Source organism: Polaromonas sp. UC242_47 (assembly GCF_044452385.1).
Lineage (GTDB): Bacteria > Pseudomonadota > Gammaproteobacteria > Burkholderiales > Burkholderiaceae_C > Polaromonas.
In genome coordinates this window covers 85,608-101,004 of record NZ_JBIOAO010000003.1, presented here as the reverse complement: position 1 = coordinate 101,004, position 15,397 = coordinate 85,608, and the positions used below count along the sequence as shown (strand labels likewise).

The following is a 15,397-nucleotide window of genomic DNA, read 5'->3' as shown; positions in this document are numbered from 1 at the left end:
GTCCATGGTAGGCGGCAGCTAGATGCCACCAGCTAAGCAGCCGGCCCCAGCCCCTGTAGGACAAGACCGGGCCTGCCCGCATTCGCTCTGATATTCATAGCTGCTTGCGTCCGTCCAATGAGGGCCAGCGCCGGCTTTATCTGATGAAAAGGAAACAAGACCCTATTTGCCGAAGAGTTTTTTCAGACCCTGCCCCAACCTGTCCCCCAGCTGCAAACCGGCACCCGTGCCCGCGCCCGGCATCACCGCCGTGCCTATCGCCGCGCCCAGTAGCGCACCGCGTGTCAGCGTGACTTCGGGCGCGTCCAGCGTGCCGCTCACCATCAGCGGCACACCCACCGCACCGCCCAGGGTTTGGCCCAGCTTGCTGTCGCCGGCCAGGTTCACGCTGATCCGTCCGCTCAGTGTTTTGGCCGGCGACACCGCCACGTTGCCGGTGGCACTCAGTGCGCCCGAGCTGGCCACCAGGTTGCTCAGTTGCAGCGCACGGCCCTGCGAATGAACCTGGCCGGCCAAGGTGTCCAGCCGGGTCTGCCCGCCGCGGTTCAGGCCCACGGTCTGCACCGCCTTGACCAGATCCAAACCATGCACCACCGCATCCTTCACGGTGAAACGTGTCTGGGTCTGCAAGGCGTCCACCAGGCCGCCGGTGGTGGCCGCCTTCGCGTTCAGCGTGGTTGAGGCCTCGAGCCGGCCACTCAGCGGTTTGTTCGGTGCTGTCAGAGCCGCCACCTCCACACCACGCGTTTCCAGCTGGCCCCGCACCACCAGCAAGGGGCCGCCCTGGGCCGGCTGCTGCTGCAGGCCAATCCGGCCCGCCACCGTGCCGCCGCCCACCGTGACACGCAAGCCCCACTGGCCGGCCTCTTCACGCTGCAGCCTGGCCTGCAGCCCGGTCAAATGCCCTTGCACCACCTTCAGTGTGGCCTCGTCGGGCAAACTGTCGGCCCCCAGGCGTAGCTCGGCGTCCAAGGTGGTGCTGATACCTTTGAGGCTGACCCAGCGCACGCCCTCCAGCAGCGTGCGCCGCGGCAACCAGTCGCTCACCGCGGCCTCGCCGCTTGCCTTATTTTTGCGAGCCTTTTCGGCCTCTGTCCCAGATGCAGCGGGCGTGGATAGCTTCTTTTTTGTAGCGACAACAAAATCGCATCAACCGCCTGCTGCGGCAACACGGCCTGGCGCAAGACCAGCGTGGCAATCTCCAGTCGGCCGCTCAACAAAGCGGTCCAGCCCGGCCGCACTTCGACCCGGGCCAGGGTCAAGGCCGGTTGGCTCGCCACGCGGATGTCGCGCACCGCCACCGCCGGCAGCGGCCACAACGCAAGCTCGATACCGCCCAGCTGCACCGGCAGGCCGAGTGCCGCCGAGGCCTCTCGCGCCATGTCTTGCCGAAAGTTGTCGCTGCCGACCCAGTGCTGCAACGCCAGCGCCACGGCGCCCAGCAGCAGCAACACGGCCAGGCTCAGCAGCAACAGCCATTTGAAAAATCTTGCCATGACCGTATTGTGGCGAGTTCGCCCGCCCCCCGACGCTCCGCTGCAGGAAAAGCCGGCACGCGCTAGCATGCGGGGTGGCCCACGGACAGGTATCAACGCCAACCTGTGCCACCTCATCTTTCTTTCAAGGACTCCCATGAAGCTTTATTACTCCCCCGGCGCCTGTTCCCTGTCACCCCACATCACCCTGCACGAGTCGGGCCTGGCCTTTGAACATCTGCTGGCGCCCACCAAAACCCACCAGCTCGAAGACGGCACCGACTACTACACGATCAACCCCCTCGGTTATGTGCCCCTGCTGGAGCTAGACGACGGCACCCGCATCACCGAAGGCCCGGCCATCGTGCAATACATCGCCGACCAGGTGCCCGCCAAAAAACTGGCGCCAGCCAACGGCACCGTCGCACGGGCCCAGTTGCAGGCCTGGCTCAACTTCATCAGCACCGAAGTCCACAAGGGTTTCAGCCCGCTGTTCAACCCGGCCACACCCGCGGAATACAAAACCATGGTCATCGACAAAGTGCTGTCGCGCCTGAAATGGGTGGACCAGCAACTGGCCGGCAAACAGTATTTGATGGGGGATGCCTTCAGCGTGGCCGACCCCTATCTCTTCACCGTGACCAACTGGGCACCCCGTGTCGGCGTGGACATCACCGGCTTTGCCAACATCGCGGCTTTCCGCGAACGCATGGCCGCGCGTCCGGCGGTGCAATTGGCGATGAAACATGAAGGTTTGCTGGGGTAAATTCAGACTCCGTGGCGCGGCTTCACGCTGCGTCCCGGATCTGTCTTGGGCCGCAGGTGCAACGCCTGCGCCTGCAACTAACACGAATCCAGCAGCCCGTGTTGCACACGGCCCATTCATATCGGCCCACACTGCAGCTTGTTTTCACTTTCCGGATTCCCACCCCATGCCCTCTTTGTTCGACCCCGTCCAGGCCGGTGAGCTGCAGCTGGCCAACCGCATTGCCCTGGCGCCGCTCACGCGCAACCGTGCGCCCGATGCCATCCCCACCGCGCTGATGGCCGAGTATTACGCCCAGCGCGCCAGCGCCGGCCTGTTGATCACGGAAGCCACCGCCATCAGCCACCAGGGCCAGGGTTATTCCGACGTGCCCGGCCTGTACGCGCCCGCACAACTCGCCGGCTGGAAACAGGTCACGGACGCGGTGCATGCCCAGGACGGGAAAATTGTGGTGCAGCTCTGGCATGTGGGCCGTGTCTCACACACCGATTTGCAGCCGGGCGGCGGCCAGCCGGTCGCGCCTTCGGCCATCACCGCCAACACCAAAACCGTGTTGATCCGGGACGGTGTGCCAACCTTTGTCGACACCTCCGCGCCGCGTGCCCTGGCGGCCGACGAGTTGCCCGGCATCGTGCACAGCTACGAAGTCGCGGCGCGCGCTGCGGTCAACGCCGCTGGTTTTGACGGTGTCGAAATCCATGGCGCCAACGGCTACCTGCTGGACCAGTTTCTCAAACGCGGCTCCAACCAGCGCGAGGACAACTACGGCGGCAGCATAGAAAACCGCGCCCGCCTGCTGCTCGAGGTGACACGTGCCATCACGGCCGCCATCGGTGGTGGCCGCACCGGCATTCGCCTGTCACCGGTCACGCCGGCCAACGACGCTTACGACGCCGACCCGCAGCCGCTGTTCGACTACCTCGTGAAACAGCTGGCGACGCTGGACCTGGCCTATGTCCACATCATCGAAGGCGCCACCGGCGGCCCACGTGAGCTGGATGATCGGCCGTTTGACTACGCGGCCCTGAAAGCCGCTTACCGCGCGGCCGGCGGCCAGGGCGCCTGGATGGTCAACAACGGGTATGACAAAGCACTGGCGGAACAAGCCGTGGCCGAGGGCGCCGATATCGTCGCCTTTGGCAAACCCTACATCGCCAACCCGGATCTGGTAGCGCGCCTGCGCCACAATGCGCCGCTCAACACGCCCGACAAAATGACGTTTTACGGCGGCGGCGCCAAGGGTTACACCGACTACCCGGCCCTGGCGGCCTGAGGACTGCCCTTAAAACTCGGTATGCAAGCGGACCGACAGGACCCTGACCGGTCCGCGGTCCGCGTTGTAGGCCGGGTTGCGTATGTATTGCAGGCCCAGGCTGATCGCACTGTTTTTCAAAACATCCAGCGCCAGGCTGTAATAACCCTCCACAATGGCTTCCGGCCGGTAGTTCAGCCGGCCATCGCCAACAAAAAAGCCGCTGCCGCCCGCCGCCAGAAAGGCCTGGTGCGATGCCGACAGGCCATTGCGCGCATAAGCCAGCCCCAGGGTGTCTTTCGCGCGGCCCCAGCTTGCGCCCTTGATCGCCACGCCCAGCGACAACGAGTGGTCAATTTCGGCAAAAGCATAGGTCTCCGACTCGCCATCGCTGCGGCCCAGCCGCGCAAACATGCCCACGTTGTCGCTCAGCGACTGCTCCAGGTTGATGCCCCAACCCTGCTTGACACGCAGCTTGCGCACCGGGGCGATCTCGGGCACGCCGCCTGCCGCCTGGGCCAGCGCGTCGGAAAAACCGCCCATGATGGCGCGGTTGCGGAAATACAGCAGCTTCACCGTGCCCGGCCGACCGGCCAGGCTGTAGGCTTTTTCCAGCTCATACTGGTCGCCGTAATGCCTCTGCAAGGCATGGTCCAGCGCCAGGCCGTTGGACTCTTTGGGCTGCATGAAACGCCCGGCGCGTATGACCCAGTCGCCGCGGTAATACTCCAGCGCCGCGCCCCAGGAATAACCGCGCGAATCCGCCGCAAAATCATAGGCCCCATGGGTCAGGAAAGACCAGTTCATGAACTGCGTGCGCGGGTCATGGGCATAGGCGTTGGCATCAAAAATATCGCTGACCGCCAGATTGCCGGCCGTCAGCACCACGCGGTCCTTGTCGCGCAAACCCGCCAGCTGGTTGAAGTCGGAGGCCACGGCCTCGCGCTCGCCGCCCAGGCCCCAGGTCTTGCGCACAAACAGCCGGGCACGGTACAAGGTCGGGTTGCTGCCCGCGGTCTTTTGCAGTTCGGCATTGGTCAAGCCGCCCAGGCCGGTCAGGCGTGACATGGGCACGCCCTGCACCAGTTCGGGGTTGAAATACAGCTCGGTGTCCGGCGCCAGACGCAGGCCCAGGTAAGCCGTGGACGTGAAGGAATAACTTTTTTCCGGCAGCGGCGACAGGCTGTTGACGCCTGAATAAGCGGCCGGGAATCCGGGTTTGCTCTGCCAGAGGTAGGTGGCCTGGAACTTGGCGCTTGCGCGTTCCGGCTCAGGCGCGTCCTGCGCCGCCGCAGCCAGGGGCAACCAGGCCGCCAGGCAAAGAGTCAAAGGGAGAAAAAACCGCTTCATGGGGCATGACCTGGATTCGCGCAGGAAAAACAGGGGAGTGTAGCCCGCTCTTTATGTCGGAACGATGACAGGCCCCCCATCTGCGGCCCCCAACACAAACGTCACGCTGGCACGCAGCCCCGGTTCACCGTCCACCACCTCCAGGCTGAAGTGGGCACCCAGCAACTCCGCATAACGGCTGACAATGGCCAGCCCCAGGCCGGCGCCCGCTCCCAGCCGCTGGCCGGCCGCCCCCATGGTCCAGCGCTTGCGCAACTGCGCGGTGTCCGGCTCGCTCATGCCCGGGCCGTTGTCGGTCACCGCCAACACGACCGCACCATCGTGCTGCCCCACCGTCACCGTCACACGCGGGTGCTCGGCGACGCCGTAACGCAAGGCATTGTCGAGCAGGTTGCCGAGAATGCCTTCGAGCAGCGCCACATCGGCCTGCACCATCACACGGTCGTCCAGGCCCTCGCCACCCAGGTCCACCCCGGTGGCATCGGCCTTGGGCAAAAAACGCAGCAACACGTTGCGCGCCACCTCGTTCAGTGCGACGGTTTCCAGCCGCAGACCGGCGCGCGCCTCGTCGGCCAGCGCCAGCGCCAGCAGCTGGTCAATCAGGTGGCTGGCCCTGGCCTCGCCTTCGGCGATGCCTTGCAGCTGCTCGCGCCAGACCAGCGGGTCCGCGTGAGACAGGGCGTAGCTGGCCTGGGCGCGTATGCCGGCCATCGGGGTGCGCAGCTCGTGGGCCACGTTGCCGGCGAATTCGCGCTGCGCGCCTATGCTCTGGTCCAGCCGTGCCAGCATGGAATTCACGGCCAGGCCCAGGTGTTCGACATCGCGGGTGCTGGCGCCGCGGGTCACGGAGGACGGCACCGGCGTCAGGTCGCGGGCATCGCGGCGGTTCACCGCGCTCTGCAATTCGGCCAGCGGCTGCAGGTCGCGCTGGATCACCCGCAGCAGCCAGCCGGCCAGAAACACCAGCAGCAGCACCTGCGGCACCACGGCATAAAACAGCATGCGGTGCAACAGGCTGTTGCGGCTGGCGGTGGTTTGCGCCACCACCACCTGGAACTCGACCGGGTCGCCACGATTCAAGGTGGCGGCACGCAACTCACGGTTCTGAAAACGGATATCGGCAAACACATGGGCCGAGGTTTCCGACAGCGGCAAGGCATGCAGGCCGGGATGGCCGGCCACCAGCTCGCCATCGGGCCGCAACACCGCAAAAAAAATGGACTCGCTCTGGTCAAACAGCAGCTTGGCGATTTCCCGCGGCGTCAGGTTCAGTTCCGGCCCCGAAGGCCCGCTGCGCACATTGGCCGCGATCGCATAGGCATCGTCCAGCAAGGAACGGTCATAGGCCTGCCCGGCAAAATAATTGGCCACCGTCAAGGCCACCGCCGTGCCCAGCGCCCAGGTCAACACCAGGGGCAAGACCACATGCCGGGTCAAGCGGCTGCGCAAGGAGGGTTTTAGGGCCCCCACGCTTTTCACTTCGTGCAAGACGCTGCCCTCCGAGGGGGCGGGCCTGGCTTGGGGCGGCCCGGCGCTGGCGGCCGCTTCATCGGCGTCTGGCGGATGTGTCATGTGCTGGCCGTGTCCTCTTCCAGCACATAACCCAGGCCGCGCAAGGTGCGAATGCTGGCACCACTGCCCGCGAGTTTTTTGCGCAGGCGCGAGATAAAGGCCTCCAGCGCGTTGTCACCCAGCGCCCCGTCGGTTTCCGACAGTTTGGCGGACAACACCCGTTTGCTGACCACCCGACCCGGCGGTGTCATCAGCTCCCACAGCACCTCGAATTCGCGGGCCGGCAGATCCCAGGGCTGGCCCTGCAGGAAAAAACGGCGGGTTTTGCGCTCCAGCACCAGCAGGCCCAGGCTGACCCGGTCGTCGGTGCCGTGGACGCGGCGCACCAGGGCGCGCAGGCGCGCCTCCACCTCGGCCAGATCGAAGGGTTTGCCCAAATAGTCGTCGGCCCCGGCATCCAGCCCGTCAATCCGCTCCTGCGTGCGGTCACGCGCCGTCAGCACCAGCACCGGCGTGCGGTCGCCGCGCGCACGCGCCTCGCGCAGCACCACCAGGCCATTGCCCAGGCCGCTGCGTTCATGGGTGGACACCGGCAGGTTCAGGTCCAGCAACACGGCGTCAAAAGGCTGGACCCGCCACCAGTGGCGCGCCTCGTCCAGGGTGCTGGCCATGTCCACCCGGTGACCCGCGCTGGACAGGCTGCGCTGCATCAGGCCGCTGAGCACGACATCGTCTTCAACCAGGAGGATTCGCATGGACTGGGGACACTTTCTACGCAGAATTACGCAGTGACCAGGTCAGCCACCGGTCAGCCACTGCAGGCGATAAACACCGCATGAGCATACGACAGTTAATCTTCGCAGCCGGCTTGGCCGTGGCCTTGCCGGTCATGGCCCAAAACGCCGCCGCGACCGCCCCCCTTACCCCCGCCACGTCCAGCCTGTCCCTGGCGCAGGCGCTGCAAGCCGCGCGCAACAACCTCGACATCTCGCTGGCGCGCCGCGCGCTGGCGGCCGCCCAGGCCGACGTCACGGCGGCCGACCATGCGCCGGCACCGGTCCTGTCGGCCAAGGCCTCGCAGATGGACCTGCAAAACGGCATAGGCGGCGGCAACATCCTGACGCAAAAACGCATCGACAAATCCGTCGGCCTGGACTGGACCTGGGAACGCGGCGACAAGCGGGTGTTGCGCACCCGGGCCGCGCAGCGCAATGCCGCCGCCGCCCAGTCCGACGTCGAGGATGCCCTGGTGCTGCAACAGCTGGCCGCCAGCGCCGCCTTTTTCGACCTCTTGTCGGCCCAGGAACGTATCGAGCAGGTCAGCGTCCTGGAGCGCAGCGCACAACAGATCGCCGCCACGGCGGCACGCCGCGTGAAAGCCGGCGACCTGGCCGCGCAGGATGCCGCACGCACCGACATCGAGGCCCAGCGTGCCAGCACCGATCTGCGCACCGCCCAGCTGGACCGCCAGCGCGCGGCCCTGACCTTGGCGCAACTGACCGGTTTCACCGGACCCGGCGTGTTGCAGGCCCTGCCCGACTGGCCGACACGGCAAGCCATGGACGCGCTTCCCGGCAATGCTGCCCTGTACCCGGCCATCGAAGCCCGCGCCGACGTGATTGCCGCGCGGCAACGGGTCGAAGCCGCACAGGCCGCGCTGGACGTCGCCTCGGCGCAAAAAAAGGCCGACATCACGGTGGGCAGCTCCTTGGACCATTACCCCGGCACCTCGACCCGCCTGCTGGAGCTGCGCCTGCAAATGCCGCTCTACGGCCTGTTCGGCGGCTACAACTTCCAGGGCGAAATCGCCCGCGCGCTGGCGCAACTCGACGCGGCCCAGGATCTGCTGGAAAAAACCCGGCGCGAAGCGAGCGCGGACTTGCAACGCCTGCAGCAGGAGCGCGAAAGCGCCGCCGCCCGCGCCCTCAGCTACGAAAACACCATCCTGCCGCGCGCGCGCCAGGTCGCGGAGATGGCCGAGCTGGCCTACAACAAGGGCGCCTTGTCCCTGACCGACCTGATAGACGCGCGCCGCACCTTGCGTTCCATCCTGCTCGAAGAGCTGGCCGCGCGCACCGACTACGCCAAGGCGGCCCAGGCCTGGCAGCTGCGCCAGCCCTGACTTTCACCCCTTTCCCGACGCCTCGCCGGACCGGCTCTTTTCTTTTTCGGACCTCCATCGTGAAACGTACCCTTCTTCTCACCCTCACCGCCTCGGCACTCGCCTTGCTGTCGGCCTGCAACCAGGCCGCGCCACCGGCGCAACAAATGCCGGAACCCATCCTGCAGGGCAAGCAGCTGCAATTTCCCGCCGGCCACCCGCAGCTGGCGCTGCTGGGGGTGACGGCCGCCGCCCCGGGCAAGGCCATTGTGGTGGAGCTGCCCGCCAAACTGGTCTGGAACGAAGAACACACCCAGCGCATCTACCCGGCTTTTGCCGGCCGGGTGATGGCGATCAAGGCCGACGTGGGTCAGGCCGTCAAGTCCGGCTCCTTGCTGGCACAACTGGCTTCGCCGGATTTCGGCGGCGCACAGGCCGATACCGCCAAGGCCCAGGCCGATGCCCGCCTGGCGCAAAAATCCCTGCAGCGCCAGCGCGAGTTGTTTGAGGCCGGCATCGTCGCCCGCAAGGACCTGGAGCAGGCCGAAGCCGATGCCGCGCGTTCGACGGCGGAAAGCCAACGCGCCGAAGCCCGTACCCGGATGTATGGCGGCGGCAGCGGCAACGTCAACCAGCAGTTGGGCCTGCTGTCCAGCATCAGCGGCACGGTGGTCGAGCGCAACCTCAACCCCGGCCAGGAAGTGCGGCCCGACCAGTCTGGCCCGGGCGTGCCCGCGCTGTTTGTGGTGACCGACCCGAGCTCGCTGTGGGTACAAATCGACGCCCGCGAAACCGAGATCGGCACCCTGCAGCCCGGCGCCGCCTTCGAGCTGGTGATCCCGACCCTGCCGGGCCGCAAGTTCGAGGGCCGCGTCACCGCCGCCGCCGACTTCATCGACCCGAGCACCCGCACCATCAAGGTCAGGGGCCTGGTCGCCAACCCGGAACGCATCCTCAAGGCCGAGATGCTGGCCACCGCGCGTATCGAGCGCATCATCGGCCAGGGCGTGGTGATCCCCTCGCAGGCCATCGCCTTGCAAGGCTCCCAGCACACCGTGCTGGTGCAGGTGCAACCCGGCGTGTTTGAAATGCGCGAGGTCACGCTGAGTTACCAGGGCCCGCACGAAACCGTGGTGTCGCGCGGACTGGAAGCCGGCGAACAGGTGGTCAGCGAAAACATGCTGCTGCTGGCACGCGAGTTCCGCAATGCCCAGGATGACGCGGCCCCCGCCGGCGTTTCAGACAAAAAAGTGCCTGCAGCCCTTTCCCCATCAGCGCAAATAGCTACAAAATCAGTAGCAACCCCGGCTCCTGCGGCCTCCGCTCCGCAGGCCAAGCCATGAAAAGGCTGATTCATTACGCGCTGCACCAGCCGCTGTTCATCGTGCTCGGCACGCTGCTGTTTGTCATGGCAGGCGTGTTCTCCTTCAAGAACCTGTCGGTGGAAGCTTTCCCCGACGTGACCGACACGCAGGTCACCGTCATCGCGCTCTACCCCGGCCGTGCGCCGGAAGAAGTTGAAAAACAGGTGACGCTGCCGATTGAGGTGGCGCTGGCCGGCCTGCCCAATGCGATCCGCGTTTTTTCGCACACCCAGTTCGGCCTGTCTTTCACCGTGGTCACCTACGACGACGCCGCCAACGTCAACATCGTGCGCCAGCAGGTGGCAGAACGCCTGTCCAGCGTGGACCTGCCGCCCGGCGTGCAAGCTGAAATCGCGCCCAACGCCACACCGGTCGGCGAAATCATGCGTTACCGCCTCAAGGGCGATGGCCTCACCACCACCGACATCCGCACCCTGGAGGACTGGACCGTCGAACGTGCCTTGCGCCAGGTGCCGGGCGTGGCCGACGTGGTCGCCATGGGCGGCGCCATCAAGCAATACGAGGTCCAGCCCGACCTGGACAAATTGCGCGCCTACAAGCTGACCTTCCAGAACCTGCTCGACGCCCTGGGCCGCGGCAACTCCAACGCCGGCGGCAGCTATGTGGCGCAAGGGGCGCAGCAATACACCATACGCGGCCTGGGCCTGCTGCAGTCGGCCGACGACATCGGCCGCATCGTGGTGGCCGCACGCAACGGCACCCCCATCCTGATTCGCGACATCGCCCAGGTCAAAACCGGCGCCGTGCCGCGCCTGGGTGTGGTCGGCCAGGACAACGATGACGACATCGTGACCGGCATCGTCATCATGCGCAAAGGCGAAAACCCCAGCGTGGTCCTGAAAGGCGTGAAGGAAAAAATCGCCGACCTCAACGCACGCGGCCTGCCCAAAGGCGTGCAGATCGTGCCTTTTTACGACCGCACCTGGTTGATGGACAAAACCCTGACCACGGTGTTTCGCAACCTGGTCGAAGGTGCGCTGCTGGTTTCGCTGGTGCTCTACCTCTTTCTGTCCAATCTGCGCGCCAGCCTGGCGGTGGTGGTGATCATTCCGCTGGCCTTGCTGTCGACCTTCATGGGCCTGAAGATCATGGGCGTGCCGGCCAACCTGCTGAGCCTGGGCGCCATGGACTTCGGCATCATCGTGGACGGCGCGGTGATCGTGATTGAAAACATCATGCACCGGCTGTCCGAGAAAAAAGAGGCCATGAGCAAGGCCGAACGCCGCAACGTCATCATCGACGCGGCCACCGAGGTCGGCCGCCCCACGCTGTTCTCGATGCTGATCATCATTGCCGCGCACATTCCGATTTTTGCGCTGCAGCGCCACGAAGGCCGCATCTTCCAGCCCATGGCACTGAGCGTGACCACGGCGCTGATCGGGGCCCTGATTTTCTCCCTGACCCTGGTGCCCTTGCTGGCCTTCTGGCTGCTGCGCAAGAAGTTGCCGCACGGCGACAACCGCCTGGTGGCCAACTGCAAACGCCTGTACACGCCGGTGCTGGACTGGGCGCTGGAGCATCGCCGCCTGGTGGTGATCGCCGCGCTGGGCGCCTTCGGCCTGTCGATTTTTGTCGCCTCCCGCCTGGGCTCGGAATTCCTGCCCGAGCTCAACGAGGGCACCACCTGGGTCAACTTCACCATGTCGCCCAATGCCTCCAGCGAGGAAGCCACACGCATCCTGCGCATGGCGCGCAAGGCCTTGCTGACGGTGCCCGAGGTACGCACCACGGTTTCCAAGGCCGGCCAGCCCGAAGACGGCACCGACCCCAAGACCATCTCGATGGCGGAAATTTTCGTCGACATCAAGCCCGAGGACCAATGGCGCAAGGGCATGACGCGCGACAAGATCACCGAGGAAATGAACCGCGTGCTCAGGGCCATTCCGGGCATAGACCCCGCCTTCTCGCAGCCCATACGCGACAACGTGCTGGAGTCCATCTCGCAGATCAAGGGCCAGATCGTGATCAAGCTCGCCGGCGATGACCTGGGCGAGATGAAAAAAATCACCGACGCCATTGCCCGCGAAATCAAGCAGGTACGCGGCGTGGCCCGTGCCGAAATCGACCGCGACGGCCAGGTGCCGCAACTGCTGATCGACATCGACCGCGACCGGGCCGCACGTTACGGCCTGAACGTGGGCGACATCCAGGACGTGATCGAGGCCGCGCTGGCGGGCAAGGCCGCCACCAGCCTGTGGGAAGGAGAGCGCAAGTTCGCCGTGGCCGTGCGCCTGCCCTCGAACGAACGTGTCATCGCCAACCTGCCGCACACACCCATCGCCACGCCGGACGGCGGTTATGTGCAGCTGGGTGCGGTCACCCGCATCTACGAAGGCACGGGCGCGATGAACATCGCGCGTGAAGCCGGCCGCCGCACCACGGCGATTGGCATCTTCATCAAGGACCGCGACATGGGCTCCGTGGTCAAGGACATGCAAGACCGCATCAGCCAGAACGTCAAGCTGCCGACCGGTTACACCATAGGCTGGTCGGGCGAGTTTGAGAACCAGGAGCGCGCCATGAAGCGGCTGTCGGTGGTGGTGCCGATCTCGCTGCTGCTGATCTTCGTGCTGCTGTTCGACGCCTTCAAGTCCCTGCGCATGGCCACCCTGATTCTCATCAACGTGCCGCTGGCGCTGATCGGAGGTTTTGTGGCGCTGTGGGTGTTCACCATCCCGCTGTCGGTCTCGGCGGCCATCGGTTTCATCGCCCTGTCGGGCCAGGCCGTGCTCAACGGCGTGGTGATGTTGTCGGTGTTCCAGCAACTGCAAAACGCCGGCCACAAGGTGCTGGATGCGGTTAAGCTCGGCTCCATGCAACGCCTGCGCACCGTACTGATGACCGCCATGCTGGCCGCGCTGGGCCTGCTGCCCATGGCCTTGTCGCATGAGATCGGTTCGGAGACGCAGCGGCCGCTGGCCATCGTGATCATTGGTGGCCTGATCACCGCCACCTTGCTGACGCTGGTGGTGTTGCCGGTCCTGTACGTGGCCTGGTTCAGCAAGGACAAACCACCGGCGGGCGGCGAAGAAACGCTGCTGCCGGAAGGTGAGGCGCTGCCGTGAGTTCACGTGACCCGAGCGGCCTGCTGAGCGTGGTGCACCCGGCGGTGCAGCGCACGGCCGTGGTGTTGCTGCACGGCTTGTGCAGCACGCCGGACGAGCTCTTCACCGTGCAAGCCGGCCTGCGCCAGCAGGGCTACGCCGTGGAGCCGCTGTCGATAGACGGCTACTCCTACGACGCAAGCGCGCCGCTGCAACACGCCCGTCCCTACCGCGCGTGGCTGGACACCATCGCGGCGCGTGTGGCGGTCTTGCGCAGCAGCCACGACCGCGTGATCCTGGTCGGCATTTCGGCCGGCGCTGCGCTGGCGCTGGGCGCCGCCATCCGCTGCGGCGAGGCCATCGACGCGCTGGTTCTGATGTCGACCACGCTGAAGTTCGACGGCTGGGCGATTCCGCGCACGCAGGTGCTGCTGCCGCTGGCGCTGTACACACCGATCGGGCGTTTCTGGCAATACCGCGAGCGCCCGCCTTACGGCGTCAAGAACGAACGTGTGCGCGCCTGGATTGCGCGCGAATTACGCGACCGCAAAATTTCGCGTGCCGGCAGCTCGGTGATAGGCATCAGCCACCTGCGCGAACACGACCGCCTGATCCGCCATGTCAAGCGCCACCTGGGCGAGGTGCGCTGCGCCAGCGTGCTGGCCCTGCACGCGCAGCAGGACGAAGTCGCCAGCGTGGCCAACCTCGACATCCTGGCCAAAGGCCTGCGCTGCGGCGCCTTCCGCACCGTGGTGCTGGGCAACAGCTACCACATGATCACCATAGACAACGACCGCCAGCAGGTGGTGCGCGAAACCGTCAGCTTTGCGGAAAGCGTGGCCCATGGCACATCCCAGGCTTTTCCGTCCCTCTTTCCCGCTGTTTTCAAGGAGCATGTTGCATGACCAGCCAGACCTTCCACAAAATTGCCAGCCTTCTTGAAAAAGAGTTCCATGTCCAGCCGGAGGCCATCCTGCCCGGCGTCGCGATCAGCGATCTGGGCCTGGACTCGCTCACCCTGATGGAGTTTGTCTTCGCCGCGGAAGACGCGTTCGGCCTGCGTATTCCCGAAGAAAAACTCGACCCGCGCGAGGCCGGCATCACGTTGCAGCGCCTGTGCGAGGTGATTGACGAAACCATCGCCGGAGCCCTGCCGGCATGAACCACCCCGCGGCCACCCCGGTGTGGGTCACGGGCCTGGGCTTGCTCACGCCCATAGGCCGCACGCTGGCGGATTTTGACGCGGCGTTGTTTGGCGGCATCTCGGCCGTCAGCGCCCACAGCGTGGCCATCAACGGTTTTGATCCCGTGCAGATCACCGTCGCCCGTTGCGATTTTGACGTCACCAGCCAGCGCAGCGCCTCGCGCCTGCCGCTGGACCGGGGCACGGCCATGGCCCTGGCGTCCGCGCAGGACGCGGCCGTCCACGCCGGACTGGACGCCAGCCGCCTGGACCCCGAACGCCTGGGCATCTTCTGGGGCAGCGGCATGGCCGGCGCCGGCTTTTTCGACACCACCGCCGCCGCCCTGTACGGCGAACAACGCCGCATGCGGCCGACCACCGTGCTGACCGTGATGCCCAACGCCGCGGTGGCGGAGCTGGCCCTGCATTTCGGCGCGCAAGGCAGCGCCATCAGTTACGCCTGCGCCTGCGCCTCCTCGGCCGTCGCCATCGGCGAGGCCATGCGTGCCATCCGCGGCGGCTGGCTGGATGTGGCCATCGTCGGCGGCCACGACGCCATGCTGACACCCGGCATGATGACCGGCTGGCACGGCATGCGGGTGATGGCGCCACCGCCGGCCGGCGCGCCCGAAACCGCCTGCCGGCCTTTCGCTGCCGACCGCGCCGGTTTCGCGCTGGGCGAAGGTGCGGCCGCCCTGGTGCTGGAGTCGCCGGCCCATGCGCGCGCGCGCGGTGCCGATAGCGCCCTGCGGCTGCTCGGCTACGCCACCAACTGCGACGGCACCCACATCACCCAGCCCGATGCAGCCAGCCAGGCCCGCGTGATGCGCGCCGCCCTGCGCGACGCCGGCCTCGACGCCGCGCAGATCGGCCACATCAATGCCCACGGCACGGCCACGCTGGCCGGCGATGCCGCCGAAGCCAGCTCCCTGCACCAGGTGTTTGGCGCAGCGGCGCCGGTCAGCGCCACCAAGGCCATCCACGGCCACCTGCTGGGCGCGGGCGGCTCGGTCGAGCTGATTGCCTGCCTGCGCGCGCTGGCGCGCCAGGCGCTGCCACCCACCGCCCACCTGCACACGCCCGACCCGGCGTTTGCGCTGGACTTCGTGCGCGGTGCGGCGCGTGACGCACCCGGCCTGCGTTACGCCTTGTCCAACTCCTTCGCTTTTGGCGGGACCAACGCCGTGCTGGTTGCGGGCCGCGACGACGCCTGAAGCACGGCCGAATGCGGCGCGTCAGTCGCTACCGATTCAATAGCTGATGACGTGCACAGGACAAGGGCTGCAGGCCTTTTTCATGCTCAATCCGAGGTACAGAAACGCCGGGCCG

At 66.3% G+C, this 15,397-nt stretch carries 13 protein-coding genes; 8 read left to right on the top strand and 5 right to left on the bottom strand.

The window, feature by feature from the left end; translation table 11 throughout:
- Window positions 1-162: 162 nt before the first annotated feature.
- Both ACHMXK_RS22140 and ACHMXK_RS22135 read right to left on the bottom strand, forming a co-directional pair.
- Complete coding sequence (locus ACHMXK_RS22140) at window positions 163-1,047, bottom strand: hypothetical protein (protein ID WP_397442846.1); 885 nt, start codon at window positions 1,045-1,047, stop codon at window positions 163-165.
- Window positions 1,044-1,496: an AsmA family protein gene (locus tag ACHMXK_RS22135; RefSeq protein ID WP_397442845.1), complete on the bottom strand. Its 453-nt coding sequence runs from the start codon at window positions 1,494-1,496 to the stop codon at window positions 1,044-1,046. The genes ACHMXK_RS22140 and ACHMXK_RS22135 overlap by 4 nt, the downstream gene beginning before the upstream one ends.
- A 136-nt stretch (window positions 1,497-1,632) precedes the next feature.
- On the opposite strand from ACHMXK_RS22135, the gene gstA reads away from it, so the two are divergent.
- Together gstA and ACHMXK_RS22125 are read left to right on the top strand one after the other, a co-directional pair.
- Window positions 1,633-2,241 (top strand): glutathione transferase GstA, encoded by a 609-nt coding sequence (gstA, locus tag ACHMXK_RS22130; protein ID WP_397442844.1) that lies wholly within the window; start codon window positions 1,633-1,635, stop codon window positions 2,239-2,241.
- 166 nt (window positions 2,242-2,407) lie between these two features.
- Window positions 2,408-3,514, top strand: a complete 1,107-nt coding sequence (locus ACHMXK_RS22125) for an alkene reductase (RefSeq protein WP_397442843.1) — start codon at window positions 2,408-2,410, stop codon at window positions 3,512-3,514.
- A 9-nt stretch (window positions 3,515-3,523) separates the two neighbouring features.
- Here ACHMXK_RS22125 and ACHMXK_RS22120 read toward each other — a convergent pair whose 3' ends face one another.
- From ACHMXK_RS22120 to ACHMXK_RS22110, 3 genes are read right to left on the bottom strand one after another with little or no spacing between them, the layout of a single operon-like run.
- A complete protein-coding gene (locus ACHMXK_RS22120; protein ID WP_397442842.1) occupies window positions 3,524-4,843 on the bottom strand; it encodes a carbohydrate porin in 1,320 nt (439 codons plus the stop codon).
- A gap of 51 nt (window positions 4,844-4,894) precedes the next feature.
- Window positions 4,895-6,415, bottom strand: coding sequence for a sensor histidine kinase (locus ACHMXK_RS22115; RefSeq protein WP_397442841.1), 1,521 nt, complete (start codon window positions 6,413-6,415; stop codon window positions 4,895-4,897).
- A complete protein-coding gene (locus ACHMXK_RS22110) occupies window positions 6,412-7,110 on the bottom strand; it encodes a response regulator transcription factor (RefSeq protein ID WP_397442840.1) in 699 nt (232 codons plus the stop codon). Before ACHMXK_RS22110 ends, ACHMXK_RS22115 begins: the two co-directional genes overlap by 4 nt.
- Window positions 7,111-7,190: 80 nt before the next feature.
- Here ACHMXK_RS22110 and ACHMXK_RS22105 point away from each other — a divergent pair, with 80 nt between their 5' ends.
- The 6 genes from ACHMXK_RS22105 to ACHMXK_RS22080 are packed head-to-tail and all read left to right on the top strand — an operon-like array spanning window position 7,191 to window position 15,282.
- The gene (locus ACHMXK_RS22105) at window positions 7,191-8,477 is read left to right on the top strand and encodes a TolC family protein (protein WP_397442839.1); all 1,287 of its coding nucleotides are present in this window, start codon (window positions 7,191-7,193) and stop codon (window positions 8,475-8,477) included.
- 59 nt (window positions 8,478-8,536) lie between these two features.
- Entirely contained in the window at window positions 8,537-9,799 is a 1,263-nt protein-coding gene (locus ACHMXK_RS22100) for an efflux RND transporter periplasmic adaptor subunit (protein ID WP_397442837.1), read from the top strand.
- Window positions 9,796-12,906, top strand: coding sequence for an efflux RND transporter permease subunit (locus tag ACHMXK_RS22095; protein WP_397442836.1), 3,111 nt, complete (start codon window positions 9,796-9,798; stop codon window positions 12,904-12,906). The genes ACHMXK_RS22100 and ACHMXK_RS22095 overlap by 4 nt, the downstream gene beginning before the upstream one ends.
- Window positions 12,903-13,790, top strand: coding sequence for an alpha/beta hydrolase (locus tag ACHMXK_RS22090; protein WP_397442835.1), 888 nt, complete (start codon window positions 12,903-12,905; stop codon window positions 13,788-13,790). Before ACHMXK_RS22095 ends, ACHMXK_RS22090 begins: the two co-directional genes overlap by 4 nt.
- On the top strand, window positions 13,787-14,047 hold the full coding sequence (locus ACHMXK_RS22085) for a phosphopantetheine-binding protein (protein ID WP_397442834.1): 261 nt from the start codon (window positions 13,787-13,789) through the stop codon (window positions 14,045-14,047). The genes ACHMXK_RS22090 and ACHMXK_RS22085 overlap by 4 nt, the downstream gene beginning before the upstream one ends.
- Window positions 14,044-15,282 carry a beta-ketoacyl-[acyl-carrier-protein] synthase family protein gene (locus ACHMXK_RS22080; RefSeq protein ID WP_397442833.1) on the top strand — a complete coding sequence of 413 codons (1,239 nt, stop codon included), beginning with the start codon at window positions 14,044-14,046 and terminating at the stop codon, window positions 15,280-15,282. The genes ACHMXK_RS22085 and ACHMXK_RS22080 overlap by 4 nt, the downstream gene beginning before the upstream one ends.
- The last annotated feature ends 115 nt before the right edge of the window (window positions 15,283-15,397 follow it).